Source organism: Pseudanabaena sp. UWO310 (genome assembly GCF_006861605.1).
Lineage (GTDB): Bacteria > Cyanobacteriota > Cyanobacteriia > Pseudanabaenales > Pseudanabaenaceae > Pseudanabaena.
On the sequence record NZ_SELU01000076.1, the window covers coordinates 1 to 25823 of the forward strand.

Consider the following 25823-nt stretch of genomic DNA (forward strand, 5'->3'; position numbering starts at 1 on the left):
CCCACACATATCCACAAATATCTCCCCATAATAAATGGCATTCATCAGCAAAAAATATCACTAATTTCTCAGTAATGATTTCATCACGATGCTTGACTAGCCATTCTGTAATTTCGTCTTTTTTTTTTGAATGATAGTCAGGTCTCCTTTGGGGTTATGTTTTTGCGTCTTTTTCCAGCTAATTCCCGCTTTTTCAAATATGGCGTAATAGCTTTGCTTAGATTCAAATACTATGTTGTACTCATCCTCAATATATTCTTGTAATTCTACCAAGTTCCAATAATTCTTAGACTGTAACCATTTATTAATAGCTTGGTTTTCCATTTCGCTCAGATAACCTGACTTACCTTGATATCCTAGTAATAATCCTTCTAATCCTTGCTCTACATATATTTTTGTCCATTTACTGATATATCCTGAACCCACTCCCAAAATATCTTTAATCTCCCGATGCTTATATCCTTCGAGATACATTTGTACCGATACACCTCTTTTTAGTTCTCTTGCATCCCGATTTACCTCGATAAATTCTTGCAGCTCTTTGGTCATTTTTACCTCCTTGAAAAATATTTTCCCAATTTCTACTTTCTCACAACTCATTTAGGATTGCTATAGAGACAAGCAAGATATACCAGAAAGTCTCAGAATATATTCTCAATCTTTTTCTCAATGGAGTGCAACGACAGGAACTAGGCTGTTTGGCATTAAGTATATGATTTCTTGTTTTATTGAAATATATTGCAATATAAAGTTAATCAAATAAAATCAATCAAGATCAAAATCAAAATCAATTGATTGATTTTGATTTTAGTAGCTTGAGAGCAACCTTCTACTCTTAACTTGTAAAAAAATGCATGAAATCACTTTGGCAAATCAATCAAATGCAAAGTTAAACGTCAAATTACACTGCATCCTTAATTAAAGATTTAATTAAAGATTTAATTAAGTTGGATTAGTGAAAAATGATCGCTAAACCCAATAGCGTTCCAATTACACCAAAAACTGTTAGCGCCAAATGGAATAGGGATGTGCTTCCTTTTTTGACCATGTTACGCATGGCAAGTTTTACAAAGCTGTCTTTTTCTTTCTGCTTATTGAGAATATTGTCTTTATCGAGGGGATCGATGTTAGATTCACTCTTATTAACATAGCGATCGCTGGCATTAGATGTATTAGATGTGTTTTTGAGATTGCTATCCATGATTTAATTTGTCAATAATTTATGAATGAAATTTATGAATGATCGTTGCTGTAAAGAATTTGGATAAATAACTGGCGTAAATTTCAAATCGATTCGATGAACTAACTTGAAAATCCTATCTGGCTTAGAAAGCAGCAAGGGCACAGTGTGAGAGGTTCTATAGGCACAATCTAATAATTGTTCTATAATTGCTATGTGCATTGTCTGCAAACAACTAAACTTTAAAATGCTAAACGCTCAGTTGACAGATAGTGGCAAAAAGTAGCATTCAGATTTCAAATTATTGTAAAAAACATTTACCATTATTGTTGTCAATGCCTTATATGATTTATAGTTAATGTGCCATCTTTTAAGATGACAAATGCAAAATTCTAATACAAAATAAGTATAAGTAATTTTGCTGTTGTGTAGTACAGTTTGCGCAGGCAAAATTTAAATGCCGAACATAGTTTAATCAAGGAGATCATTACTATGGCAGTCGAAAAAGTCAATTCTTCCTCTAGTTTAGCGGAAGTTATCGATCGCATTTTAGATAAGGGCATTGTTATTGATGCATGGGTAAGAGTCTCTCTTGTGGGAATCGAACTACTGTCAATTGAAGCTCGTGTCGTCATTGCTTCGGTAGAAACCTACCTCAAGTATGCTGAGGCTGTCGGTTTGACGGCATCGGCGGCAGTACCTGCTGCTTAGTATATTTACCGCTAACACTTTAATGTTAGAAGTAAGTCACTAAACAATAGTTTATTAGCCTACCGATTTCTTTTCTACTACCCCTTTCTCACTAAAACAACTATCTTGCCTGTTTAAAGCTGGCAAAGCAATAGATTTTTGGTAGGGTAGTTATGCGGTGGGAAGGGGGATTTATAGATGAAACTTGTGACGCTTTGAAAAAATTAATTTTGAAAAAGTGAATTTGAGGTTTTAATGTTATGGCTTCTTTGATGCAAGAGTTTGCAGCAGCAAGACAGCAACGGCTAAAGGAGAGAGCAGATTTCCTCGCCGAGCAGCAACTGGCACGCGTGCAGAGGGCAAAGGATTTGCAAGCTCAGTCAGAAGCTACTGCTAAGTATCTTGCCCATGCTAAACAGTCTAGACTTGCATGGGAGCAGGGTAGACAGGCGATCGCCGAAAATTCCCTTGAGTCTCGCCGCGAGGAAATCACGGTGCGGGCGAGCCAAGTATCAGAATATTTAACCAATCTGCATAATAATCGTGTCGAACTGGCGCATGAAGACAACGAGCGCCGCGCCCAAGAGGTGAGAACTCGCACTTTTAAAACGCGATCGCAGCTAAAGCATGTGCATAAAGCTAGGATTCGCGCTAGTAAAGCCGATCAAGTCCAGCGCCAGCAGTTTGTGCAGGATCTCGCAGCTCTAACCCAAATGCAGATCGAAGATCTGCACAAGGCTCGTCTTGCCGAAACAGAAGCTGATGCTGCACAGAGAGCGCAAGAATTTCGCGATCGCGTAGCTAAGGTTAAAGCATCGCTCGGCACAACTGCGGCAGCACGCCACGCCTCTGCCATAGCTCAAGCTTTGAAACTAAAGGATTTTCGTGCCCAATTAAGCGAATCTGTTTGGGCGGGCTCGCGCTCTCATGCTATAACTCCCGTAATTCCAAAACTGGATGCTAATCCCGTTGGCACTCCAAGTGATAGCCCTAATCCCCAAAGTGCGATCGAGCCAACTCCTGAACCTGTAGTGGCAAAACCAGTTGAAGTAAAGGAAAACCCCAAAAACTCTGGCAAAATCGAGCAATTTGTGGTTGACTATGTATCCCAACTATCGACAAACTCTAGTTTGCTAGAAGTTGTGAATGATCGCGATACTGTCAGAGACTTACTAGCACAAGGGGCAAATACCTTAAAGGTCGATCCCTCGGATATTCTTAATACCCTGCTCCAAATGGCAGAAGGATCATCAACATGACCACTGTTCTCCATGCCAATGCCCGTCAGTTTGTCAGCACTGACTTTACTAAGCAAATAGTGCGCCGAGCGCTGCGCTATCTCCAGTCTGGCTTTGCCATTCATTTGCGCGGACCAGCGGGAACGGGTAAAACTACTTTAGCGATGCACCTCGCTGGCTTAGTTGGCAGACCGATGGTATTGATCTATGGCGACGAAGATTTGCGATCGTCGCAACTGATCGGTTCCAATTCTGGCTATTCTCGCAAAAAAGTTGTGGACAATTATATCCATTCCGTATTGAAGGTTGAAGACGATCTGCGTCAGAGTTGGACAGATTCGCGCTTGACTTTGGCGGCAAAGGAAGGCTTCACATTAATTTATGATGAATTCAACCGATCGCGTCCTGAGGTGAATAATGTGCTACTCAGTGCGCTTGAGGAAAAGCTAATCGTGCTCCCACCCGACAGCTCGCAAATGGAATATGTGCGGGTACATCCCATGTTTCGGGCTATTTTTACTTCCAATCCTGAGGAATATGCGGGGGTGCATCCCACTCAGGACGCACTACTAGATCGCATGATCACGATTAACGTGGGCGAAGCCGATGTGGAAACGGAAAAGCAAATTTTGGTCAATCGGGTTGGGCTAGAACGAACCGAAGCGCTGAAATTGATTAACTTGATTCGGGGTTTTCGTCGTCAGGTACAGTGCAGTAAAGCTTCCAGTTTGCGAGCTTGTCTTCTGATTGGCAAAATTTGTCACGAGCATGAGATTCCCGTCTCTGGAAAGAGTGATGATTTTCGCGATCTTTGCTTTGACGTGTTGATCTCTCGCTATGGGAATGGTGAACCTCAGTCAGAACTCGGACTTGCTAAATTATTGGATCAGATACCTTAAATGTCTCAAGCAATTAAATCTAGTACCACGGGCTCTTCCCTTGCCGATATTCTAGAACGGGTGTTAGATAAAGGCATTGTTATTGCAGGGGATATCACAGTGTCTGTGGGCAGTGTGGAGCTACTGAGTATCAGAATTCGGTTGCTGGTCGCTTCGGTGGATAAAGCCAAGGAGATAGGTATTAATTGGTGGGAGTCCGATCCTTACTTGTCGTCAAGAACACAGGAACTACTCGCTTCCAACCAGCAGTTGTTAGAGCGAGTTAATCTCTTAGAACGCGAGCTGGCGGCGACGAAACAATTAACAGATTCCGAACTAGATAAGTAATGTGATTTCGGGATAATTGGAAACGGGTTTTGAGAAAGGGTTTGCTACGCAAACCCTTTCTCAAAACCCAAAAGTAAAAGCCTTGCGTAGCAAGGCTTTTACTTTTGGTTGGCAAAGACATAGAGACAGATAGATGCGATCGCTAGGGCGACTAGACTGGAAATCGTGCCATTGATTGGAGAGATTTCGCCTTGAGTGACCAATAGACTCGCGAATATAGTCGTTCCCATACCACTGCCACCAAAGTATAGTCCTGTGCCAAAACCCGCTTGATTGGGCGAAACCATTGCTAAAGCAAGGGGAATGGTATTAGTCAAAACTAAGCCCAGTGCCATCGCACCAAGAGTAGCAACTAGGGCTAAATAAATAATATGGTTATCGGCAAAACTGAGGATGAGACAAATGACGATCGCTAATAGTCCTAATCCCATGCCTAGGGTTACCTGTTGTCTCCGAAATAGCGATCGCAGTGGTAAAGTCGCAATTCCCGCGATTAAAAGTATTCCCGATTGCCAATATTCAACCGCAAGATTGTCGAACGCATGAAAAAGTCTATGGGGTAAGAGATGTAGCAGTAAATTGATTTCTAATCCCGAACCCAAACCAACTAGAAATGGTAAGGCATAGCCAGTCAAAGATGTTTTGTTTAAAAGGGAAACTGCTTCGGAAGTTGTACCTGTCGCAAGGTAACGAGGCATAGAGCGCCAAAGCAATACTCCCCCAGATAAGAGGGCGATCGCGCCCAGAATAAAAGTCATGGAAGCACCAATGTGCTTAAATATGAGTCCCAAAATTGGACTCGTCGCACTGGTAATAGCCAATACGAGCGCCAAGATCGCGTTGGCTTGAGGTAATTGATTGGTTGGGGCAAAGCTCATTAACAAGGCGATTGCAGGACCGCGAAAGATAATCATCGCAATCACCCAAACAGTCATGAGCAGTGGCACTACCCAGCGCAGTCCGTCAGAAATTTGAGTTTCGACTAGCCAAGAAATCCCTACAAAAATTAGCCCTGCCAGCGTTACCCCAACGACAATCAGGGGTAAGCGACTGCCAAATTTGCTGAGGACGCGATCGGAAAACCAACCGACTATCGGCTCGACGATCGCACCAAGTAATCCTTGGAAGATCCCCAACCATACAGCAAGATCGCTAAAGCCAATGCGGATCAAAATTCTGGGTTGATAAAATCCGTAAGCGATCCAACTGAAAGTAATGGCAGCCAATAGTGCTGCGAGTCCCCATACCTGTCGCCATAGGATTTTGGCTGGTGCGAAGCTATTGCGATCGATATTTACAGCGTTCATTACTGCGTGACAAGGCTAAATAGCAAGGGTGAGATTTGGTAAGCATTTAAGTAACAGCGAGAGTAGTCCCAATTTCCAAAATGGCAACGCCATTTTGGGAATCTCAAAACCCTAATGGGTTTGTTTTTACAGCAATTATCGATCAAACGAACCACAGGGAAATTTTTAAAAGCGTTGCGAAGCAACGCTTTTAAAAATTTCCTTGGTTTGGTTTTGAGCGCAAAGCGCTGTAATTCGCTGTAATTCATTGAAGTGTTGGCTCACTGCCTAAGAGCCTTGTATCTCACGGCTCTTAGGCAAAGTAATTAAACTTTGATAATCCAAGCATCGCGAGTATCTTTGCTGACAAAGGCGGCTGGAACTACGTTCAGGCTAACGCCCAAGGATTGGAATGCGGCGCGAATCACCGTAGCGTGAGAAGCTTCGGTGGAACCAATGCTCGCTCCTGCGGTAATGAGGTCGGGATTTTTGAGCTTAGCAACTTCTCGCCCATACGCGATCGCGGCATCTACTTCTAACGAAAGCGCCAACTTGGCAATATTCACATCGGAATCCAGATTCCCCTCTCCTCTTTCGATGTAAGGCGTAACGGTTTTGAGATATTCGGTCTTCGCCATGGCGGGCATCCCTCCGAGTTGTCGAACGACGCTGGCTAATAAATCGCGATGGGCTTTATGATCGGCTTGATTGGCTAGGGCGATCGCCAAAACTGCCTTCCCCACAGCGCTATCGGTGAGTTTACCTGCGGCAAAGCCATAGGCCCAAATTGCTTGATGTTCGTAAAATAATGCATTGTTAAGAACCTTAATGTCATTAGCGACATCATCATTTTTAGGTTGCGCAATCACCGCAGGCACTACTGCCGCACTAGCTGCCACACCCATGGCTCCCAATAGCCCTGCTTTGATTAATTGACGGCGCGAAGCGGAACGAGAAGATCTTTCTGTTCTAGACATGGTTTTCACCAGATAATATAGTTTAAGAATTGGTTGTGATTATCAGCGATCGCAATTTGACATTCTCTAAGTAAGTGGGCTTAATTAAATATAAAACCCTAAAACCTGCGGCGCACGCGCAGCGTGCGCCGCAGGTTTTAGCTCTGGATTTTAATTATGCTGAGGTACTTAATCGGTTCTTCTTAATTAATTACAAAATTAATTTTTTAATTAATTTTGTAATTAATTTCTATTGATGTTTGCCGAACCATAGAATTGATTGAAGATGATTAGAGAAGTTGGTTTTCACTGATTTGAATAGGAATACGGAGAGAATTAAATCTTGGATTCATGCGATCGCAAATTTCTTAAAGTTGATACTGCAAGTAGGCAAGATGAAATTTTGCTGATTAGCCGCATTGCCGAACAGGATCAAACAGCCTTGTCATTACTATACGATCGCTACTCCCGCATCATTTATGCGATCGCCTATCGCATTCTTAACTCAGCGGAGGAATCCGAAGAGATCGTTTTGGACGTATTTACTCAAGTATGGAGAATTGCCAAAAACTATAATTCCCAAAAGGCAAGAGTAGATACATGGCTATTCATGTTGACCCGTAGTCGTGCTTTAGATCGGTTACGCAGTTATGCAAGGCTTGATAAAGCAGTGGCTGTATCGGAGGATGCCATCATGATGCAGCCCCATACCGATAGCCCAGAGGAAGATGTCTTGATCCGCGAGAGGCGCTCCTATGTGGAGGCTTGTCTGAGTGAAATTCCCGATGAGCAACGTTTAGTTTTAGAACTAGCTTATTTTGGTGGGCTCAGTCATAGTGAAATTTCTGCAAAAACGGGAATCTCCCTTGGCACTGTCAAAACCCGCATTCGTCTGGGGCTAAAAAAGTTACGGGAATTGATTGGTGATGAGTGGTCTAGTTTCTAGGGAATATTGGTATCAATCGTAAATATTAGGATCTAACCTGCATGAATCAAGAAGAAATTAATGAACTGCTTGCATTGGCGGCGATTACAGCCATCTCTCCTCCCGAAATTCAATCCATAGAAGAACTTGCCACGGCTTCCCCAGATATCGATCTCGAATTGCGATCGCTGCGTAATGTGGTTTCGACCCTTGCCTATAACGAAAAACCTCTAGCGGTTCCTGTTAGTCTCAAGCACAGGCTGTTCGATCGCATTCAGAAACAGTCCAACAGCTCAGACTTTATTGCCCTGCGATCGGAAGATCGCCAATGGCAACCTCACCCCATCGAAGGTTTATTGATGGTGGTATTAAAACGCGATCTAGAAAAAAGGCAAATATCATCTTTAATTCGTGCGACTAGGGATGTGGAGTATCCAGCTCATCACCATAAAACGGGGGAAGAAATTTTGATGTTAGCAGGCGAGCTAATCGATCGCGGCGTGACCTATCGGGCTGGCGACTATTTATACTCGGAGGCAGGCTCCCACCATGCCCCATTAGCGATCGCAGGCTGTATGTTTTTTGTGCGTACCTCTCTAGACGATACTTTTATCTAAGTAGTTCGGCATAATTAAAAACCAAAACCAGAGAGCATACCGCCCGCTACGCGGGCGGTATGCTCTTCTAGGTATAAGTAAACTTAAAATCCCAAAAAGCTGTAGCGCTCGCGCAGCGAGCGCTACAGCTTTTTGCCGCGAATGGAATAGTCCAGCAGTTCCATGGGATGCATGAGTGGAGTATTTTTATTTTGCAATTTTAAATGTTTGCGAATTTGGGTAATGCAGCCAACATTGGCGGAAGCAATTAACTGAGCGCCAGTATCAGTGAGGTTCGTTACCTTCATTTCTCCTAACTCATGCCCAACCTCAGGTTGCAAGATGTTATAAATTCCCGCACTACCACAACAAAGAGCTGCATCAATGGATTCCTTTAGCTGAACATTCGGAATTTGGCGTAGCAAACGGCGGGGCTCAAGACTGATTTTTTGCCCGTGCAGCATATGGCAGGCATCTTGATAGGCGATCGCCAGAGGGCGATCCTGTAAAGGTGATAGCTTGGCAGTGAGCCCAACGCGATCGAGAAATTCCTGTACGTCTTTTACTTTCTGCGAAAATATCGCTGCTTTGGCGGCATAATCTGGATCGTTTTTTAAAATATGCCCGTATTCCTTGAGAGTATGTCCGCAACCCGATGCGTTCACCAATATTGCGTCGAGATTTAAATCGGCAAAAGCATCGATAGTTTGTTTCGCAAGTTCCAAGGTTTGCGCTTCTTGACCTTGGTGATGGGATAAAGCACCACAACACCCTTGCAGTTTTGGGACTACTACTTCACAACCATTTGCCGTTAACACCCGCACCGTGGCATTATTCACCTCTGGCAAAAATACCCGCTGCACGCATCCCAATAACATGCCTACGCGATAGCGCTTTTCACCTTTTGCCGCAATAACTTCAGGAAAATTATCTTGAAATGATTGGGGCGTGAGGTTGGGCAGGAGTGATTCCATCGCTAGAATTTGCTTTGGCAACAGTTTTTCTAGCCAACCCAGCGATCGCTGTAATTTTTGTAAACCTAGTTTTTGGTAAGCCAATAGGGGCGCAAGTAAAACCCTGAGCCGTTTGGGATAGGGAAAAGTGGCAAAAATAAATTTTCGTAATAATTGCTCAGGTAGCGATCGTGGATGATTTCTTTCCGTTTGGGCGCGTGTTGCTTCGATGAGTTGGTCGTACTGCACGCCCGAAGGACAGGTAGTGACACAAGCCAAACATCCCAAACAGGAATCAAAATGCTGAGCGATCGCTGGTGAAAGAGGTATCTCGCCCTCATTAATACCATCCATCAAATAGATGCGTCCCCTTGGAGAATCAGTCTCTTTGCCAATGACGCGATAGCTTGGACAGGTAGACAAGCAAAAGCCACAATGAACACAGGCATCAATTAATTCTGGATTGGGCGGATTTTTGCTGTCAAAGGCTGGAAATAGAGAATCGCCCCTCAAGTCAGTATTTCGGTTCTCAGAGTTTGGCTGGTCGGAAACTTGCATATTTACTCGTGAATTTACTCGTGAATTTACAAAAGAAAGCTTGTATAGCAAAATTCCAAAACCCATTTATAGAGTTGTAGCGCTTTGCGCCACAACTCTATAAATGGGTTTTGATAAAGATTTTTTGGGATTTTGCTAGCATAACTGGATACCGCTATCGGTGATGGATAAAGGCAAATATTTGCTAAAGGCACAAATAAGGCATAAATTAAGACAAAAATCATGAAAACATGCGATCGGGACTCAGTAACCCTCGCGCATCGAACTGCTGGCGAATTTTGCCCATCAAATCGCTGGCATTGCCCTGATATCCCCACACATTAGTTTTAAATTTCAACTCTTGGGGAGCTTCGAGAATTGTCAAAAATCCTTGGTGAGCTTCAACAAGGCTTCTAACCTTACCAATCTGGGTTGCGATCGCCTCTAAATCCCCAACCTCCTCTACCCGTAAAACACCTAAACCACTGCCCGTATGGATTTGCAGGTAATAGGATTGACTATCAAAGATTTGTTCGCATTGCTGAAGAAAAGTCACGCTAACTGAGGGCAATAGACCTAATTTGCAAATTACATAATCCCCATTGTCATTAGACGGAGCCAAAGCTGGAGATAAATTTCGCAGCTCATCTTGCCAGATGAGGATCTCTAGCAATTCCCAAAATTCGCAAGTTTCACCTAGTATCTGTACTTCTAAATTTAGTTCCTTGGCAAGGGTCGCTAAGCGATCGCTCTGCGCGATTACGCTAGCTTTGAGACTGGAAAATTGCATTACTAAGCCCATCTCTTGCCCCAACCACAGATCGGCGATCGCCGTTGCTGATAGGAGATCGCAGGCTGTGGGTGTAAGTACGGAGGTACTAATTTGTTGTTGAGCGGCGGCGATCGCTTCGGCAGTACCAGTAAGTACGACGATCTGAGTAGATTCAGGTAAGGGATAAAGTCGAAAGGTAATACTGGAGACGATCCCCAAAGTGCCGTAAGAACCCGTTAGTAATTTCATCAAGTCGTAGCCCGCCACATTTTTGACGACACGACCTCCTGCCTTGACCAATGCGCCATCCGTGCGGACAAACTCGATCCCCAAGCACATGTCCCTCACACTGTTATAGCGGTGGCGTAATGAGCCTGAACTGCCTGTCGCCAGAATCCCGCCCATAGTCGCCTCGGCAGCATAGGGCGGATCGATCGCTAAAAATTGTCCCTGCTTAGCAAGCAGGGCTTGCAAATCCCGATACTTAACCCCCGCCTCAACCGTAACCGTGAGATCGCCAACACAATGCTCGATCGTCTGATCGAGCATTGCGGTACTGACAACTAGATCCGCTCGACTTACTAAACCACCCCAATCTAATTTAGTCGCATTGCCACAGGGCAAAACCCGCAAACTGTAATTGTAAGCTAGGGTAATCGCCGCAGATAATTCGGCGATCGTTTGCGGATAAATCACGCAAGCAGGAGGCAAGCTATCGGGAGCGAGACTATTTACAATGCGACGATGCAAATTTGGTTCTAGTCTCTCAAATAAAGACACATTATCCTTACCGATTAGGTCAGTGCATAATGCGATCAGTTCGTTATCAGTAATTCTCACAAGCTTAATGTCCGTAGGTGCGCGGGTATACCACCAAGTTCTACCCCAAGAGATCGATATTATACCAATTCCCAAAATGGCAACGCCATTTTGGGAATTTCAAAACCTTACTGGGTTTGGTGTTGAGCGCAAAGCGCTCCCATTAAAACAGGCGTTTACTACCATCAGGTCGAATCGTACCCCAATTAGTTTTAGCTTGGGATAGTTGCTCGTCGGTGATTTTCGCTCCTTTTAAATCTGCCCCACAAAGATTCGTACCATTTAAATTGGCTTGACTGAGATAGGCTCCCTTTAAATTTGCCCCACTTAGATTTGCCCCCGAGAGATCTGCCTTGCTCATATAGGCTGATTGGAGATTTGCCTCACGCATATCAGCTAAAATCATGGAAGCACTGCCCAAATCCGCCTTAACTAATACAGCGCGTTGCATTTTTGCTTCCCGTAAATTAGCACTATTTAATTTTGCTTGCGATAGATTTGCCCCTTGGAAACTGGCGTTAGTTAAGTCACTATGACAAAAGTCCGCCTCAACTAATTTCGAGCGACTCATCACAATGCCTGAAAGCGTGGCACTACCAAAGGCCGCCTTGGAATAGTCTTGGTTGGCAAAATTACGTTTGCCTTGATTGTATTCGACAATTACTTTTCTGCCCCCTTTAATTTCTCCACCACCGACACGGCTAGCACCAGCGCGGGTATTGCCAGTAGTCATCATCCCAGTATTATCAAACTGCGTTCCCTGTGTGCCACTGCCATACTTTTGGGGTTGGATCCGTGAGTTAGGGATCTGGGTGGTTGAGGGTCTCACAGTTACAGAAGAAGGAGGAGCCGAAGATTGATAATTTGCCGATGGAGTTGCAGCTCTTGGAGGCTCTTCCGAAATATTGCCAGACTCTAAGGCGCGTAGAGCTTCTTCCGCCGAACGAAATCGCTGGGCTACGGATTGCTGAAGCAGCTTCTCAAAAACTACCCTTAAGCGATCGCTCAGTTTGACCTGCGATTTCCAATTGATCTCGCCTGTATAGGGATCGTGGGGCAGATCCTTAGGCGATCGCCCTGTCATCAGATACAGACAACTCATGGCGGTCGCATACAGATCGCTAGAATATACAGGTCGCATCGCCATCTGCTCAGGTGGCGCAAAACCGGGCGTACCGATAGCAAAATTTGTAAGCAAACCACTCGGATCTTCTTCCGCCGATGGCTTATTGACTTGGCTCGAAACCGCCCCAAAGTCAATTAACACTAGCTGTCCATCCTGCTTGCGCCGCATAATATTTGCAGGCTTAATGTCCCGATGAATCACCCCGTTTTGATGCATAAACCCAAGGGCTGGGAAAATCTCGGTAAGTACCTTGCGAATTTCAATCTCGCTAAATACTCCGCGTCGCTCAAATTCCTGCTTCAGGGTTTCGCCATCGACAAATTCTTGAACTAAGTAAAAATTAGCGTCTTCTTCAAAATAATCTAGTAAACGCGGGATCTGCGGATGACTGCCGATTTTACCAAGGGTAAAGGCTTCACGCTCGAATAACTCCCGCGCCATTTTCATGACACTAGCCGATTGGGTATTGGGGCGCAATTGCTTGATGACACAGGATGGAAATCCTGGCAACCCTTCATCGGCAGCCAGAAATGTTGCACCAAATCCACCTTTGCCCAGTGGACGGCTAGCTCGATAACGGTTTCGCAGCTTTAAATGAGAACCACAGGAAGCACAACTAATGGCAAATGGTTCGTTATTTGGATTAGCACAGTTTGGATTAACGCAATAACTCACGGTTGATCGAAAGCCCAAGTAATGGTTGATCAAATCAAGTTGCAGGATTTGTAACAGTTAATATGCCACTAATCTGCGGATGTACATAACTTAAATCAATCTCAAAAATTCTGCGAACTTTTGATGATTGTAAGATTTGCAAATTTTTAGATGCAAATCTTACAAATCATAGAGGATTGTTTATAGAGTAAATGACTGTAAATTGAAGTTGATTTGGATAAATTTCAAAAATAGACTCAGAAAATAGACTTTAATAGACTCAAAAAATAGACTTTTTAACTTTTTTAGATTGATTTTAATAAATCAATCTAAAAATCATCATTATCTGTATTCTCAGTATTTGGATATGCTGAGGGTCTGCTCGGTCTCCGTCTACGCCCAGAAGCAGCGGTGTCTTTGCCAGATTCACTATTAAAGTTATCAGATTCTCCGTTGCGATTTCTTGGACGCTCCCCATTTATATTATCACCGCTAGGTCTTGGGCGACGTTTGGGATTAACAGGACGGATATCGCTTTCGTCAATGTCAATCACCGAATCATTGGTACTAGTGTCTCCGCGTTTGGGACGACGGGAACGGCGCGAATCCGTCGTATCTCCCCTTAATTCGCTAGCCTCAGCCCCATTCGATAGGGAACCACCCATACGACGGGATGTATTGCGATCGCGACGGGGAGCAATCTCACGAGTGGGATCGATCTCAACACGATAATCAGAACCAATGGGCTCTTCATCATCAACTAGGGGGCTAGATGGCGCTCTCCTTGCTTGATTTGCGAGAGCTTGACGTAATACCAAAGACTCCACTGCAAACCAACCTGCAAAACCGACAACCAGCACTTGGGCTAGTTGGGTAGTAATTTCCATCCGAAAATTAAAGGCTAGCAGGATGATGCCATACACCAAGGCGATCGCGGAGAAAAAGATGTCGTGGTCGCGGGCTAGTTCGGGGCGAAAGTTTCGCACAAAATATAAACCCACGCCTCCTAAAGCGGCAACAATTGCCAAAAGTATCATTAGCGGGTTGCCACCGATGTTGATCATGGCTCTATATTTCTCCTAAATACCTGCATTTTGCCGCTATGTAAGCGGTGTTTTTGAGTGGACAATCTTTACGTCAGTATAACAACACAGAGCTATACACTGATGCCAATTTACACTATTAGCAGCAATTTTCATGTCCATCCTAAAACATTAACCTATGGCTGCCGCCAGTTTTGTTAGAACAAAATCAAAACCCCAAAGAGAGTTGCCGCGCTCCGCGCGGCAACTCTCTTTGTTTTATGTCCCGATACAGTTGGCGGCAGCTATAAAACATTAACGGGAGGGCGGAGTTGGTTACTATTTGTCTATTCAGACATTAAAAGCCCTGCATTGCAGGGCTTTTAATGTCTGAATAGACAAATAAGTTAAGACATAGAAACCAGAAGAGTGTTGCGGCGCGTCGCGCCGCAACACTCTTCTGGTTTTTGTTTTTGTCCTAACATAACTGACTACTGCTGCTATAGATACTGAGTAGATAAAAGTAGATAGACAAAATAATGGGATTAACCGCGACGGATGATTCTGTCTTTTTGGCTAACAATGAGTACTGCTGCAAAAATAAGACCGAGAACTACGCCACCAGCAACGAGGCTAAATAGGAAATTACTTAAGGATTGAGTCATATAGCTTTGTAGGTAAAGTTTTGATATACAGATTAAATACTTAACTTAAATACTTAACATAATTTTAGCATCAGGCGATCGTATAGCTATAGCCAAATAGGTTAAGACATAAAACCCAGAAGAGTGTTGCGGCGCTTCGCGCCGCAACACTCTTCTGGGTTTTGTTTTTGTCCCAACATAACTGGCTACTGCTATAACTTCTATTGCTGTAGCCGCTGGCACTAGGGCAAGGTCGAAAAACAATACGAAAAAAATCAAAAAGCAGCAGCATGTCACAAGGCTATTCACAATGCGATTCACAGTGCCATTTAGTGATTATTCCCTTTGTTTTGAGAGCGCACGATCCAATAACTAATTGATAGGGAAAGTACGGCGATCGCTAAACCCGTTAGGTCACCATCAGCTTTGCTATCAAAAATAACGATTTTCCGAGCTACGGCTGTCAACGCAGTGATCACCACTAGTTCGAGCTGGATTACATGCTGGCGGAGATAGGCTGTGATGTTTTCCATGAGTTCCAATGCAATTAAGACATTGAGGAACATGCCAAATATTTTTAGAAGTGGTGCGGCAAATACGAGGCTAGGATGAGTAAAGAACAAATCAACGATCAAAAATTTAAGCAGATCGAAGAGAGCAACGAAAATCACAAATACTAGGGCGATCGCTAATATTTTGGAGACAAAGTTTTCAATTTTGCCGATCGTACGTAAGAAAATATCGTCTTTGCTTACCATCGTTATAAATTGCCACAAATTCATAACCTGTCGCCTCAATCTCATCATTAATCCCTACCACAATTTTTTTATACCGTCGTATAGCTCAAACCCAATACCAATTCACTGAAGTGAGCCAACACTTCAGTGAATTAAAAAAACAAATCCAGTAAAACAAACCCAGTAAGGTTTTGAGATTGCCAAAATGGCAACGCCATTTTGGGAATTGGTATTAGGCTGCTACGCTTTGGGTCACAGAATAACTGTAATTCCTATATGAAGGATTATATTAAGTAAATGCATAGAATAAAATTGTATATTAATGATAAAATCATAGAATGTAGTCTATGATTTTTTGCCCTTCCTATGAGTTACCGCTTATCTGATTCTCAATTAGCCAGTCATATTACGCTGCATCAGTTGCAGGTATTTGAGGTAGCTGCTCGGCATGGTAGTTATACCCGTGCTGCGGAAGAGCTATTTCTCACTCAGCCCACGGTTTCGATGCAAATTAAGCATCTAACGAAGGCGATCGGGATGCCCTTATTTGAGCAAGTGGGCAAGAAATTATTTTTGACTCAAGCTGGAAAAGAACTGTTCGCAACCTGTCAAGAAATCTTCGAGCATATTTCTCAATTTGAAATGAGTGTTGCGGATATGAAGGGTTTGAAACAGGGATATCTCAAGATTACGGTGGTAACGACGGCAAAATATGTGATCCCACGTCTGCTTGGTCCTTTTTGCCAGCGTTATCCTGGGGTAGAAATTTCTCTAAAGGTAACTAATCATAGTGGGGTTTTGGAAAGGTTATCTGAGAATAAGGATGATTTATATATACTCAGCCAAGTCCCCGATGAGCCTGATGTTAAATCGCATCCTTTTTTGGCAAATCCCTTAGTTGTACTCGCAAATCACGATCACCCCTTAGCGAAGGAAAAAAATATTCCCATTCAGCAGCTAGCCGATCAGCCTTTTATTACTAGGGAGTCGGGATCTGGCACTAGGGCTTATGTTCAGCAATTATTCGACGCGCATAAAATTACGCCTAAGGTCAAAATGGAGCTTGCTAGCAATGAGGCGATTAAACAAGCGATCGCTGGGGGATTGGGGATTTCAATTTTATCGCGGCATACGATCGCCTTGGAAGGTGCATCGGGACAGATCGCTGTTTTGGATGTGGAGAATTTTCCGATCCCCTGTCATTGGTATGTGATTCATCTAGCTGGTAAGCAATTGTCTGTGGTTGCTCAGACTTTTCTAGAATATTTGCAAACCGAAGGCAAACAAATCGCTGAAGACACAACTTGGTAATAGGGCTGTCGCCAAGTAAACCCCCATAATTGAATGGCGGCGCAACGCGCCGCCATTCAATTATGGGGGTTTATGTCCTAAGCAAATCTTACGTTGCTATAAAAGTAATAAAAAAGAGGGATTACTTAGTAATCCCTCTTTTTTATGCAAGGCGGCACCCAGATTCGAACTGGGGGTGAGGGTTTTGCAGACCCCTGCCTTACCACTTGGCTATGCCGCCAGACGGAGAACGATTATAACAAACTAAGGTAATTAGTTGCAAACAAAATATGGAAAATAAGTTGCTATGGTCGAAACTGTCTCAGCTAAGTAGCTAGGCGCAATTAAATATAAAACCCAAAAACCTATAGCGCACGCTGCGCGTGCGCTATAGGTTTTGATTCTGGGTTTTAATTATGCCCAGCTACTTATAGCTGTCGCCAAGTGTATTAGGACATAAATCCCAAGAATTGACTGGCGGCGCGAAGCGCCGCCAGTCAATTCTTGGGGTTTGATTTGTCCTCAGTCAAGTGACTGTAGCTATATTGGAGATTTCATGGGTAAAATCTTGAATCTTCGAGAATTTATAAAAATCCATAATTGCGCCCCAGATAGCTGTGCCTGTGTCAGGCTCGACTCCGCGATCGCCACTCCAAAATTCATCAGCACTAACTTCAAAGCCTAAGACAACTTGGCGCGATTCGTTTAAATATTGAAAACAACATTTTGCCTCCTTGGGCATTTCGGCTTTGTAGCGACCATTGGCAAAGGAGACATCTAGTAAGCAACCAGCGAGGGGTTCGATGTCATTAATGGTGATCTGATTAAGGCGATCGCGATCGCGTCCAGCCCCCGACCATGCCGCAGGATCTTTAAAGCCCCAATATTTCACTTGAATCTTGCCGTCATTTTCCACAAATTGCAAAATGCGCTGACGATAGGGGCGATCGAGGATCAGGGCATTGGCTTGTTCGGCAAAGATGGCAATGCTGCCTAAAACGTTAAATGGTATGGGACGTTGCCACCAGACTAAGTTCACAAACCAAACAGGCTGATCTAATGATTGTTCACGGTTGCTAAACTCTCCTGCCATCCATGATGCGAGGGTTAATAGTTTTTCAGTTGTCATAATTTAATGAAGAGTGCGATCGCTATTTCCAAAATCTTTTATGCAAGATTGATTCAATATCGCGTTCAAATTCCCATGCTTCAGGAAAATTTGTATCTGGATAATCGGCAGTCAGATCATAGAGTGCAGATGAGTAGTTAAAGTCAAACCTTTCATCCCAATTTTCTCTTAAGCTAGGGGCATCTCTAAAAATAAGCTCAATACCGCATCGATAAAAGCTGATGTCACTTAGCCATCTCTCAAATTGATTGGGTAAAGGGACGTATAGCCGTTTGAGCATATTTACAAGCAGGTTTTTTATAGCGTCATCTAAATCTCTTTTGAGGATATAGATTAAGCTTTCAAATTCTTCAATCAGGTTGTCTAAGTCCAGATTGTCAAAATCTTTGACTTTAAGTTTGGCGACATTTTCCTGAACCCAAAGTATATAATCTTGGTCAAATAAAGACTGGCTCATTCTAAATCTTTGCCCGTAAAGTCAAGTGAGTATACTGGAAAAATCTGCAACTGCTTTACTATTTTATCTCCCCCACTAGACTCAGTGAAGGATAATTGGAATTTTCTTGAGGTTTGGATCGATTAAAATCAAGTGGCGATCGCTTTCTTTACAAGCAAAATATCAGCATTAAATTTCTTGTATAATTGAGACTAATCGCAACTAGCAAAATAATATGAAACTTAAAAGAGTCTCTATCAAAGGGCTAAATAATAAAGTTGATTGTGATTGGGATTTTCACGATGACATAAATATTGTCACAGGCATCAATGGCTGTGGAAAAACAACATTTCTAAAACTGTTATGGTATGCAATTTCAGGAAATATCGAGTATCTTATATCTGAAACAAATTTTGAGTTTTTTAAATTAGAAACAAGTCATTTTTCTTTATGTTTAAACAGGAAAGAGTCTGGGTTTGAATGGGAATATATTACCAATAAAATTAAACAAAATGGTATTATTAATTCAGGCGAATATATTTCATCAAGAGAGATTGATTTATTACAGTCTCTAATAATAGAAAGTAACGCATCATCTCTTTTCTTTCCTACTTTTAGGAGGATTGAAGGGGGATACTCAATTATAAATACTGAAACTATACGACGCATTAAACCTCAAGAAAAGAACATTCCTTCCTTTGGTCTGCCAAGCTCAATTCCCTCTCCCATATCAAGACCATTCCCTATGATAGGTATAAATGGAAGATTGCAATTTGAAAGAAATATAGATCATATAAATATAAGTATAAAAGATGAATTTAATAACCTTTCAAATCGTATAAGTATTGGAGCAAATAGATTTATTTGTTCTATATCGACTCATGATCTTGTTTCGTTGTTAAGTTCTCGTCATGCAGATATATTGGAGCAAATTAATAAATATTCAAATGTATTAAACAATTCACTGATTAACAAGATTGAAAGTATAAAATCGGGGATTGAAGATAACAAGGCGGAATCTCTAGCTATTCTTAGTAACTTACAAAAAGAAGCAGCAAATGTCAATAATAAGCGTGATGAACTTCTTATGCCATTCAAAATTTTATCTGAATTGGTTGCAAAAGTAATGCATTATAAAGGTGTAACTTTTGATGGTTTTACTCTTGGAGAATTGATTGATGCTATTGATTCTAGGCTACTTTCATCTGGTGAACAACAAATGCTTAGCTTTCTTTGCTATAACGCATTTTATGAGAACTCAGTAATATTTATTGATGAGCCTGAGCTAAGCTTGCATCCAGACTGGCAGCGTAGATTATTTCCTAACTTGATGAAGCAACAGTCAAGTAACCAGTTTATTGTGGCTACACATTCTCCTATGATTTACTCTAAATACTCAGACAAAGAAATTATACTTTCATCGGAGAAAGGTGAATGAGTCAAGGAAAGTATCTTTCTGAAGATGAAATTGTAGATTTATTGAGAGAAACATCACTTCCCACAATTTTAGTCGAAGGCAGTGACGACTTAGCGGTATATAACAGGTACTTAGAAAGCAAGATTAATATTGAAGATGTTGATGTTTTACCTTGCCAAGGAAGACCAACTCTTCTCAGGATTTTTCAAAGAAGAGCAGAATTTAAAAATGCTAAAGTAGTCTTTGTCTCAGATAAAGATATGTGGTTCTTTTTTGGGGTTCCAAAAGAATATGAAAATCAAATAGTATTTACAGATGGATATTCATTGGAAAATGATATTTATGTTGAACAAAGTTTTAAAAGATTATTAGACAAAGAAGATATAAAAAAGTTTGAGAATTTAATTAAACAGCTATCAATTTGGTTTGCATTTGAAGTCAATAGATACCAAGAAACTCTTGAGTCAAAATGTGATGTTAATACAGATAGGATATGTCCAGATGATTTTCTCTGTCCTAATTTTAAGCAAACAATTAATTTTGTCGATCCGCCTCAAGAACTTGTAGATCTTATTCATCGTGAATATGCTAGGGCATTACGTGGTAAAAACTTATTTCAGGCTTTATTAAGGTTCCTGACTCGTCGAACATCAAATTATAGTCGAGCTAATCTTCTTGAGCTTGGTTCAAAGGTGCTTGATAATCCACGAATAGAAATTCTGGTTAACAAAATTGTGGAAAAATTTCAAGAATATCCCTAAGTAATAACCTCGATAGTTAGCTAACACGATGTCCAAACGATGCAAAAATAGTAGATCGATTCTACTGGAGAAAGATTAGGTGTCGGACAAATTTGATTACGATTTGATCATTATTGGTGCTGGCGTAGGTGGACATGGCGCAGCCCTCCATGCCGTCGCCTGTGGCTTAAAAACAGCGATCGTCGAAGATGGCGTAATGGGCGGAACCTGCGTCAATCGTGGCTGCATCCCCTCCAAGGCATTGCTCGCCGCTTCGGGACGGGTGCGCGAAATGCGGGCAAAGTCTCACCTTAAGGCGTTAGGCATTGAGGTCGGTGAAGTAAATTTCGATCGCGGCGCGATCGCTAGTCATGCCGATAACTTAGTCCTGAAATTGCGAGGCGACTTGACCAATAGCCTCAAGCGATTAGGAGTAGATATTTTAGAAGGGCGTGGTCGTGTGGCAGGCGTGCAGAAAGCTAGCGTTGGCGATAAGACTTATACCGCTAAAGACATTATTCTTGCGACAGGTTCCGAGCCATTTGTGCCTCGCGGGATTCAAATCGATGGCAAAACTGTCTACACCAGCGATCAGGCTGTGCGTCTAGAAACCTTACCTCAATGGGTCGCCATTATTGGTAGTGGTTACATCGGTCTGGAATTTGCCGATGTTTATACAGCGCTGGGTTCGGAAGTGACGATGATTGAAGCTCTCGATATTTTGATGCCTGGCTTCGATCCTGATATTGCCAAGATTGCGGAGCGCGTACTTCTCAAGCCTCGCGATATCGAAACGAGAACGGGTGTATTCGCTACCAAGATTACCGCAGGTTCTCCCGTCAAGATTGAACTGACCGATGCAAAGACCAAGAAGGTTGTGGAAGTTCTGGAAGTAGATGCTTGCTTGGTTGCCACAGGAAGGATTCCGCTTACTAAGGATCTTGGTTTAGAAAGCGTAGGTATTGCGCCAAATCAGCGGGGATTCATTGATGTGGATGACACAATGGCGACTTCCGTTCCCCATCTTTGGGCGATCGGGGACGCGACGGGCAAGATGATGTTGGCTCATGCTGCCTCGGCGCAGGGCATTGTGGCGGTAGAAAATATCTGTGGTCGGGCAGCTACAGTTGATTATCAAAGCATCCCTGCGGCAGCATTCACCCATCCTGAAGTCAGCTTTGTCGGCTTGACCGAACCACAGGCGAAGGAAAAAGGCGCAGCCGAAGGCTTTAAGGTGGCTACCGCCAAGTCTTACTTTAAGGGCAATTCCAAAGCGATCGCTGAGGGAGAAACCGAAGGTTTAGCCAAGATTGTTTATCGCGAAGATACGGGCGAACTCTTGGGCGTGCATATCATCGGTATTCATGCTTCGGACTTGATTCATGAAGCCTCGGCAGCAATCCGCGATCGCCAAACGGTACAGAAGTTAGCGACGATTGTTCACGCTCACCCAACGCTTAGCGAAGTCTTGGATGAAGCCTACAAACGCGCCGCCCATATCTAAATAAAAAAGCATCCCGAAGGGGTGCTTTTTTATTGAATTTTGAAGGTTGAGAATCTTATGCAGTACGATATAGTCCAATCTGAAAATGCTCAAAAAATGACAATTAAAGGGAAACCTGAAGTCATTATTATGGTGATTTTAAGTGTTTGGGGTTCAGCTTGTATGGCTCCATTATTTTCTTTTCCATTTATTGCCTATGACAGCCTCAATTCCATAGGGACAAAGACCCTAAGCTGCGAGCATAATGCACCCAAAAAAGTTATTTGTAAGCAAACTGCCGATCGCTTTTTTGGATATGCCAAGCCTGAAGAAACGACATGGCAAAATGTTACTAAAGCTGATTTTCATTTGGTTACCCGTAAAAAGGGTAGTGACCAGCAATGGATTACCTTAAAAACGAATGAGACAGAAATAATTATATTTAGAGATCGCCTATCCTCTAGCCTTAATATGGAGGCTGAAGAGTTAGCCTCATGGGTAGAAAAGTTTAATAAATTTGTTGATTCTGGTAGCGGGAAAATAGAGTTAATTTATCCTGCCAGTCAACAATGGCAAGTGCTAGTCTTCCCCTGTTTGCTTTTATTATTTCCTGCGATCGAGATATTGCTAACTTATTTTTTATTGCAATGGCATTGTTTAACTTTTGACCGCAATGCACAATCTTTAATTTGGGAAGTACAAACAATTTTTGGCAAGCGGAATTATCAGTTTTTACTGACAGATATCCAAGAAATTAAAATGACTAAGGTAAGAGGAAATAAAGGTGGAACTTTTTACTATATTAAAATCTATATTTATGGCAGAAAAAGCCCGATCGCACTAGTTTCTAACTCGATCGCAACTGCTCAAAATATGGCTCAAAGTTTAGGTGTTTTTTTACAGATTAACGTGCAAGATTTTTTAAATCAAAAACCCCAAAGATGAGTGGCAGCGCTTTGCGCCGCCACTCACCTTTGGGGTTTATTACCGCCACTCATCTTTTTTTGATTCGTTTGAGCGGAAATGGGTGTAATTGAGATAGGCTATGACTTGTGAGCGACCCTAAATATTCTCGATTCAATTTTATTCCAAGTTACTGGTGAAATAGCGATCGCTGCATTTTTGCACTGCACCATCAACAAATTTGCGTAGAGATAATTCTCTAAATTTTCAATTTCCAATAAAGAAAGATGATTGGAATCCAAAGGTAGATACAGAGTTTGCGCCCAAGTAAGGCTAATTTGGCTGCGAAACTGTTCGCGCACTTCTATAGATTGTTCGTAATTAGGAGCTTGAGCGTATAAATTATCTAATTTAGAGCGCAAGTTCTGAAAGTTAATTTGTCCCGAATCAAATTCAACCGAAACTAAGGCTTGCTCGAGCTGATTGCACAGTTGGCTGGCTAAATTTATTTCTGTTACACTATCAAAATCAAGGGCATGAGAAAGACTTAGAGAAAGTTCTGCCTCAAAAACCCTGTCGAAATCTAGGGATGCATCAAACATCTCATAGAGTTTCCTTGCGATCGTCAGCACTCTCATTAAACTTAGCGCAGGAGCCAGCTTGGTTAAAAAGCGAGGACGCGCCACAAATAAAGCGACAATCCGCTTTGATACATCTTTGAAGTCTCCTGTCGCGTAGGCCGCAGATCTCTCTAGCCAGACCAACAGTTTATTCAGCTTTGGTTGATTGATATAGGTAGTAATTTGAACTTCCATGTCTAATAACAACTCTTCCACATTGCCATTGCTCATTCCTGCGAGAAAAAGAAAAACATTCTGCCAATGGCGATCGCTTAAATGATGGGTAACTAAGGATTTAGTTTTGTGATGCCGATATACATACAAGGCTACAAAATATTCTTGGAAAGCAATATGACTAAAGGTAAAGACCATTCCATCAACAGAATTAATGATTTTACAGATTCCCAATTGCTGAAAAACTTCTAATATCATGGGGATAGATAGTTCTTGAAATTTTTGCAGATAGTTACCCAGTAAGTCCTGTAGATAATTGGTTATTACCTCCAAGGTGAACTCCAGTTGATGCTTTTCAAATCCTCGGTAAGCTATATCGATTAATATCAGCTCTAAGATGTCAGTGCTCAGGTTATTAACTACTTCCGTACAGTTGAGATGCTGTTTGATTACTTGTTCTTCTAAGATGAGATTGATGCTTTTTTTGTAAAGTCCGCTGACATTACTAGGAATGCTATATCGGCGATCGCATAGTAATAGACAGAGTAGCGATAGACTCAAGGGCGATTTAGCCAACTCTCTAGCGATGTCATTGATTTGCAAAAGTTTCCAGCATCGCTGCGCCGCTTCGGAGGCAGGATCGTCTGCCGCATCCTGTTTCGTTTCTTGAGTCAGTCCATTTATGCCTATTTGATTAACGGTACACCACTTATGGATATATTCCTGAACATGGAGATCTCCCCAAGGCAGAAGTTCGACCTCTAGGAACTGACCGAGGCTATTCTCGTAGCAATTTAATCGACTAGAAACAATATAGCGATTGCGCGGATAAGTGCTGACAAACTCAGTAACAAGATGGGATAGCTGTTTATGCGATAGAACCGATTCGTTTAAACCATCAATCAAAATCAGTAATTCCCCTCGCTCCAACATCCAGATCGCCAGTTCCTGTGGCTCAGGAAATCCACACCTTTCAAACTCTTCGGCGATCGCTAACAACAAAGTATCGGTGTTGCTACAAAACCTTCGCATTTGCAAAAAAACAGGCAAGAGATCGTATTTGTATCGGCTCTTGGGATAACGCAAAGCCTCAGACCCAATGTATTTTAAAAAAGTGGTCTTGCCAGCAGCAGGAAGTCCCAAAACCATCAAATATTCTTCTTCATTCGCAAGGTTTAATCCCAATAGATTATTTCCTTTACAATAAGCACTGCGTTGCAGAGCGCGAGTAAAGGATTCCTCCATATCGTCCACCGACTCAAAACTACGAATCGAAGTGTAAGCACAGAATTTCTGTGCGATGTAAATTGAAGCTAAAGAAGTGGGCTGATGCATCCCAATCAGTTGGATGGATGTATGGGATTCAGCATAGCTTTTGATATAACGCAGAATTGCCCTAGAAATAGTATGGTCAAGATACGCACGATCATACCTACAGCCACGATCGCTAATCTTTTCAGCAAACCCTGATAATATCGCTTCAAATCTTTTGACTAATTCACGAATGCCATATTCTTGTTTTATTTCTATTGCCATTCTCAAACATTCCCAAATAACAGCTAAAAGACACTCAATTAACAGACACTCAATAATTATTTAACCTGAGCAAGCCATTGACCCCCATTGCCCCCCTCTGTATAGCAGTTTTTAGCCTATTCCCACCTATAACTTGCAGATACCTACAGTGTTTATTTGTAGTATAGCAATCCTAAATGCTCTGTGAAAGCTCTCCCCAAAAGGGAGGTGCTTCCACAAACCCAAAAATCTACAAATAATTTAGGGCTGCTATATTTATTTGTAATATTTATTTGTAATATTTATGACTCATCATAAATATTGTATAGCAATCCTATTTTATTTGTGAAATTAAATAATTGACTATTGTCTCTTTCTTAAATTATTTAGGATGGTAATATTATATGGAATCGCAGTGCTGTAAATTATGGGGAGTAATTATGCTGCGATCGCTAAAATCATTTTTCCTATCTCCATAGAGACAAGCAATTCTCAAATCTAAACAATTGTTTCCTAAAAAATATGATTTCTGCACTCATTTCTAAAGAATGCATTTTTATTATTGGTAATATCTTGCAATAAGTCTACAAAAAATATAGTGAATTTCTCCATTGATTTATATTATAGCTACAGTCACTTGAATGAGGAAAAATCAAAACCCCAAGAATTGAGTGGCGGCGCAAAGCGCCGCCACTCAATTCTTGGGGTTTATGTCCTAATACACTTGGCGACAGCTATAACAAGCGCTATGAGTC

General features: G+C 42.2%; 24 protein-coding genes and 1 tRNA gene. 11 read left to right on the top strand and 14 right to left on the bottom strand.

Features of this window, described 5'->3' with window-relative positions; all coding sequences use genetic code 11:
- Positions 1-96: 96 nt before the first annotated feature.
- Together PseudUWO310_RS19875 and PseudUWO310_RS19880 are read right to left on the bottom strand one after the other, a co-directional pair.
- On the bottom strand, positions 97-549 hold the full coding sequence (locus tag PseudUWO310_RS19875) for a helix-turn-helix domain-containing protein (RefSeq protein ID WP_190316091.1): 453 nt from the start codon (positions 547-549) through the stop codon (positions 97-99).
- Between the two features lie 403 nt (positions 550-952).
- Positions 953-1126, bottom strand: coding sequence for a DUF3285 domain-containing protein (locus PseudUWO310_RS19880; protein ID WP_223805772.1), 174 nt, complete (start codon positions 1124-1126; stop codon positions 953-955).
- Positions 1127-1672: 546 nt separating this feature from the next.
- On the opposite strand from PseudUWO310_RS19880, the gene gvpA reads away from it, so the two are divergent.
- The 4 genes from gvpA to PseudUWO310_RS19900 all read left to right on the top strand — a co-directional run bounded on the left by gvpA (position 1673) and on the right by PseudUWO310_RS19900 (position 4334).
- Positions 1673-1891 carry a gas vesicle structural protein GvpA gene (gvpA, locus tag PseudUWO310_RS19885; protein ID WP_009626980.1) on the top strand — a complete coding sequence of 73 codons (219 nt, stop codon included), beginning with the start codon at positions 1673-1675 and terminating at the stop codon, positions 1889-1891.
- Between the two features lie 239 nt (positions 1892-2130).
- Positions 2131-3129 carry a hypothetical protein gene (locus PseudUWO310_RS19890; RefSeq protein WP_143122209.1) on the top strand — a complete coding sequence of 333 codons (999 nt, stop codon included), beginning with the start codon at positions 2131-2133 and terminating at the stop codon, positions 3127-3129.
- Positions 3126-4007: a gas vesicle protein GvpN gene (gene gvpN / locus PseudUWO310_RS19895; RefSeq protein ID WP_009626982.1), complete on the top strand. Its 882-nt coding sequence runs from the start codon at positions 3126-3128 to the stop codon at positions 4005-4007. The genes PseudUWO310_RS19890 and gvpN overlap by 4 nt, the downstream gene beginning before the upstream one ends.
- Positions 4008-4334 carry a gas vesicle protein gene (locus PseudUWO310_RS19900; protein ID WP_009626983.1) on the top strand — a complete coding sequence of 109 codons (327 nt, stop codon included), beginning with the start codon at positions 4008-4010 and terminating at the stop codon, positions 4332-4334.
- Between the two features lie 98 nt (positions 4335-4432).
- On the opposite strand, the gene PseudUWO310_RS19905 is transcribed toward PseudUWO310_RS19900, so the two are convergent.
- Both PseudUWO310_RS19905 and PseudUWO310_RS19910 read right to left on the bottom strand, forming a co-directional pair.
- On the bottom strand, positions 4433-5641 hold the full coding sequence (locus tag PseudUWO310_RS19905) for an SLC45 family MFS transporter (RefSeq protein WP_143122210.1): 1209 nt from the start codon (positions 5639-5641) through the stop codon (positions 4433-4435).
- Between the two features lie 305 nt (positions 5642-5946).
- A complete protein-coding gene (locus tag PseudUWO310_RS19910; protein ID WP_143122211.1) occupies positions 5947-6597 on the bottom strand; it encodes a ferritin-like domain-containing protein in 651 nt (216 codons plus the stop codon).
- Between the two features lie 322 nt (positions 6598-6919).
- On the opposite strand from PseudUWO310_RS19910, the gene PseudUWO310_RS19915 reads away from it, so the two are divergent.
- Both PseudUWO310_RS19915 and PseudUWO310_RS19920 read left to right on the top strand, forming a co-directional pair.
- Positions 6920-7522, top strand: coding sequence for a sigma-70 family RNA polymerase sigma factor (locus PseudUWO310_RS19915; protein WP_143122212.1), 603 nt, complete (start codon positions 6920-6922; stop codon positions 7520-7522).
- 41 nt (positions 7523-7563) lie between these two features.
- A complete protein-coding gene (locus tag PseudUWO310_RS19920) occupies positions 7564-8118 on the top strand; it encodes a cupin domain-containing protein (RefSeq protein WP_143122213.1) in 555 nt (184 codons plus the stop codon).
- Between the two features lie 122 nt (positions 8119-8240).
- On the opposite strand, the gene PseudUWO310_RS19925 is transcribed toward PseudUWO310_RS19920, so the two are convergent.
- The 6 genes from PseudUWO310_RS19925 to PseudUWO310_RS19950 form a co-directional block, all read right to left on the bottom strand.
- Complete coding sequence (locus PseudUWO310_RS19925; protein WP_143122214.1) at positions 8241-9608, bottom strand: (Fe-S)-binding protein; 1368 nt, start codon at positions 9606-9608, stop codon at positions 8241-8243.
- Positions 9609-9828: 220 nt separating this feature from the next.
- Positions 9829-11199, bottom strand: coding sequence for an FAD-binding oxidoreductase (locus PseudUWO310_RS19930; RefSeq protein ID WP_223805770.1), 1371 nt, complete (start codon positions 11197-11199; stop codon positions 9829-9831).
- Positions 11200-11341: 142 nt separating this feature from the next.
- Positions 11342-12979 carry a serine/threonine-protein kinase gene (locus tag PseudUWO310_RS19935; RefSeq protein WP_143122215.1) on the bottom strand — a complete coding sequence of 546 codons (1638 nt, stop codon included), beginning with the start codon at positions 12977-12979 and terminating at the stop codon, positions 11342-11344.
- A gap of 308 nt (positions 12980-13287) precedes the next feature.
- On the bottom strand, positions 13288-14022 hold the full coding sequence (locus PseudUWO310_RS19940) for a Ycf66 family protein (protein WP_009629370.1): 735 nt from the start codon (positions 14020-14022) through the stop codon (positions 13288-13290).
- A gap of 503 nt (positions 14023-14525) precedes the next feature.
- A complete protein-coding gene (locus tag PseudUWO310_RS19945) occupies positions 14526-14645 on the bottom strand; it encodes a photosystem II reaction center X protein (protein ID WP_072143649.1) in 120 nt (39 codons plus the stop codon).
- 308 nt (positions 14646-14953) lie between these two features.
- Positions 14954-15430: a phosphate-starvation-inducible PsiE family protein gene (locus tag PseudUWO310_RS19950; RefSeq protein WP_143122216.1), complete on the bottom strand. Its 477-nt coding sequence runs from the start codon at positions 15428-15430 to the stop codon at positions 14954-14956.
- 297 nt (positions 15431-15727) lie between these two features.
- Here PseudUWO310_RS19950 and PseudUWO310_RS19955 point away from each other — a divergent pair, with 297 nt between their 5' ends.
- The gene (locus PseudUWO310_RS19955; RefSeq protein WP_143122217.1) at positions 15728-16672 is read left to right on the top strand and encodes a LysR family transcriptional regulator; all 945 of its coding nucleotides are present in this window, start codon (positions 15728-15730) and stop codon (positions 16670-16672) included.
- 149 nt (positions 16673-16821) lie between these two features.
- Here the strand turns inward: PseudUWO310_RS19955 and PseudUWO310_RS19960 are convergent.
- The 3 genes from PseudUWO310_RS19960 to PseudUWO310_RS19970 all read right to left on the bottom strand — a co-directional run bounded on the left by PseudUWO310_RS19960 (position 16822) and on the right by PseudUWO310_RS19970 (position 18237).
- A tRNA-Cys gene (locus PseudUWO310_RS19960) sits at positions 16822-16892 on the bottom strand.
- A 285-nt stretch (positions 16893-17177) separates the two neighbouring features.
- Positions 17178-17780, bottom strand: coding sequence for a chromophore lyase CpcT/CpeT (locus tag PseudUWO310_RS19965; protein WP_143122218.1), 603 nt, complete (start codon positions 17778-17780; stop codon positions 17178-17180).
- Between the two features lie 22 nt (positions 17781-17802).
- Positions 17803-18237 carry a DUF29 family protein gene (locus tag PseudUWO310_RS19970; RefSeq protein WP_143122219.1) on the bottom strand — a complete coding sequence of 145 codons (435 nt, stop codon included), beginning with the start codon at positions 18235-18237 and terminating at the stop codon, positions 17803-17805.
- Between the two features lie 214 nt (positions 18238-18451).
- On the opposite strand from PseudUWO310_RS19970, the gene PseudUWO310_RS19975 reads away from it, so the two are divergent.
- The 4 genes from PseudUWO310_RS19975 to PseudUWO310_RS19990 all read left to right on the top strand — a co-directional run bounded on the left by PseudUWO310_RS19975 (position 18452) and on the right by PseudUWO310_RS19990 (position 22801).
- The gene (locus PseudUWO310_RS19975; protein ID WP_143122220.1) at positions 18452-19654 is read left to right on the top strand and encodes an AAA family ATPase; all 1203 of its coding nucleotides are present in this window, start codon (positions 18452-18454) and stop codon (positions 19652-19654) included.
- Positions 19651-20394 (top strand): DUF4435 domain-containing protein, encoded by a 744-nt coding sequence (locus PseudUWO310_RS19980; protein ID WP_143122221.1) that lies wholly within the window; start codon positions 19651-19653, stop codon positions 20392-20394. The genes PseudUWO310_RS19975 and PseudUWO310_RS19980 overlap by 4 nt, the downstream gene beginning before the upstream one ends.
- Positions 20395-20473: 79 nt before the next feature.
- Positions 20474-21877 (top strand): dihydrolipoyl dehydrogenase, encoded by a 1404-nt coding sequence (gene lpdA / locus PseudUWO310_RS19985; RefSeq protein ID WP_143122222.1) that lies wholly within the window; start codon positions 20474-20476, stop codon positions 21875-21877.
- A gap of 57 nt (positions 21878-21934) precedes the next feature.
- Complete coding sequence (locus tag PseudUWO310_RS19990) at positions 21935-22801, top strand: hypothetical protein (RefSeq protein WP_143122223.1); 867 nt, start codon at positions 21935-21937, stop codon at positions 22799-22801.
- A gap of 98 nt (positions 22802-22899) precedes the next feature.
- On the opposite strand, the gene PseudUWO310_RS19995 is transcribed toward PseudUWO310_RS19990, so the two are convergent.
- Positions 22900-25089: an NACHT domain-containing protein gene (locus PseudUWO310_RS19995; RefSeq protein ID WP_143122224.1), complete on the bottom strand. Its 2190-nt coding sequence runs from the start codon at positions 25087-25089 to the stop codon at positions 22900-22902.
- Between the last annotated feature and the right edge of the window lie 734 nt (positions 25090-25823).